The following is a 1,554-nucleotide window of genomic DNA, read 5'->3' as shown; positions in this document are numbered from 1 at the left end:
ATCCTGACCTTTGCCTGCAAGTGGTGGAGAAGACAAGATCGCAGGACCACAAGCAGGGATCGATTGGTCCTGGTGGCATTCGCGCCATGGTTGACGGAACCTTTCCGTTCATCCGCCGTTCAGACGCAAACATCCACAGTGGCCCCATTCCCAGGGTAGGCGTGGGGCCTGTATCTCTTGGAGAGTGCAATGAATTCGCTCTTTTCTTCCACAGTAAAATCCGGGCTGATTGCGCTCGGCATTGTCTCCGGCATTACGGCTCCGTCGGCCGCCGGACCGATCCTGCAGCCGGACCTGTCGATTCCCGCCAGCACCGCGGCACCTACGGTCACGCCGGTTCGTGATGGCTGGGCGGGCGGCAACAACGACTGGAGATGGCGCCGGTCGGGCAACTGGAATGGAAACCGGCATTGGAACGGCGGCAACTGGAACGGCGGCGGTGACGATTGGCGCTGGCGCCATGGCCGCCGCCACTATCACGGCGGCTACGATGACGGCGCCGCCGCGATCCTGGGCCTTGGTCTGGGGCTTGGCCTCGGCAGCATGTACAACAACTACAACAACTACGATAACTATGCGCCGCCGCCACGCCGCTACTACCGAGCCGGACGGCTTTCCAACGCCCATGTCCAGTGGTGCTACAACAGGTACCGGTCATATCGTTCCTGGGACAACAGCTTCCAGCCCTATAACGGCCCGCGCCAGCAGTGCTGGTCGCCCTATAGCTGAGCAGCATCTGACTGACGAATAGCCATGCAACGGCGCCGCGCATCGCGGCGCCGTTTGTCTGCGGGCCTCGCTGGCGACGGCTCAACGCAACCGCGAGCACAGTGACGTGCAGCGCGCCGCCGCAATCGTTCGGCTACTGGCCTGGATCTTTGGCGTAATCCTCCTGCGCCCTCTCGGACAGCTGCTTCAACACGCCGAGGAAGTCGTTGAAGCGCTGCTCACCGATCTCCTGCGACCATTCCGCGTGCAACCGCCGCAGGCAGGTGAAAATCGTCTCGACAAGCTGCCACCCGCGCGCGCTCAGGTAGATGAGGCGCCGGTCGCTGCCCTCGGGAGAGCGCCGCTCGATATAGCCGAGCTCCTCGAGCTGGATGAGGAGGTAGTTGACCGCCTGCCTCGACATTCGCTTCTGGCGAGCCAGTTCCGACGGCCTTACGCCATCCGGAAGGGGATAGGAGAAGACGGCGAAGTGAGCGTCCTGAAAATCGGTGAAGCCGGCGTCATGAATGGCCCTGTGCATCTGGTTGCGAACGTGCTGCCAGGTGATGCGCAGGAGGGCCCCGAAGAACGGCGGGCCTAGCTCTCTGTCAGGTTCCGACGGTTCTGTCGTCTGACCGGCTGTTGACATTATTGTAAAGTCCTTTTACAAATTTCGTAAAGCCACTTTACAACAAGGAACATGTCGATGGAAGCGAGTACACAGAACGTCTTGAAGATCGGTGAGCTGGAATTGCGCTTCCTGGTCTCCGACAAGGGTGCAACCGTGTTTGAATTCGTTGTCCCCTCCCGCGCCCGCGTACCCGCGCCCCACTACCATCAGGAGGC

At 61.3% G+C, this 1,554-nt stretch carries 2 protein-coding genes; one reads left to right on the top strand and one right to left on the bottom strand.

The annotated features are described in order from the left end of the window. Positions 1-189 precede the first annotated feature (189 nt). A complete protein-coding gene (locus tag AC1DX0_RS35710) occupies positions 190-729 on the top strand; it encodes a BA14K family protein (RefSeq protein WP_477222049.1) in 540 nt (179 codons plus the stop codon). 133 nt (positions 730-862) lie between these two features. Here the strand turns inward: AC1DX0_RS35710 and AC1DX0_RS35705 are convergent, their stop codons facing one another. Beyond that, positions 863-1,357, bottom strand: a complete 495-nt coding sequence (locus AC1DX0_RS35705) for a MarR family winged helix-turn-helix transcriptional regulator (protein ID WP_477222048.1) — start codon at positions 1,355-1,357, stop codon at positions 863-865. Between the last annotated feature and the right edge of the window lie 197 nt (positions 1,358-1,554).

It is taken from the genome of Mesorhizobium sp. P3_A9 (assembly GCF_056402975.1).
The sequence above is the reverse complement of the archived record's forward strand: the minus strand, read 5'-3'. Positions and strand labels throughout refer to the sequence as shown.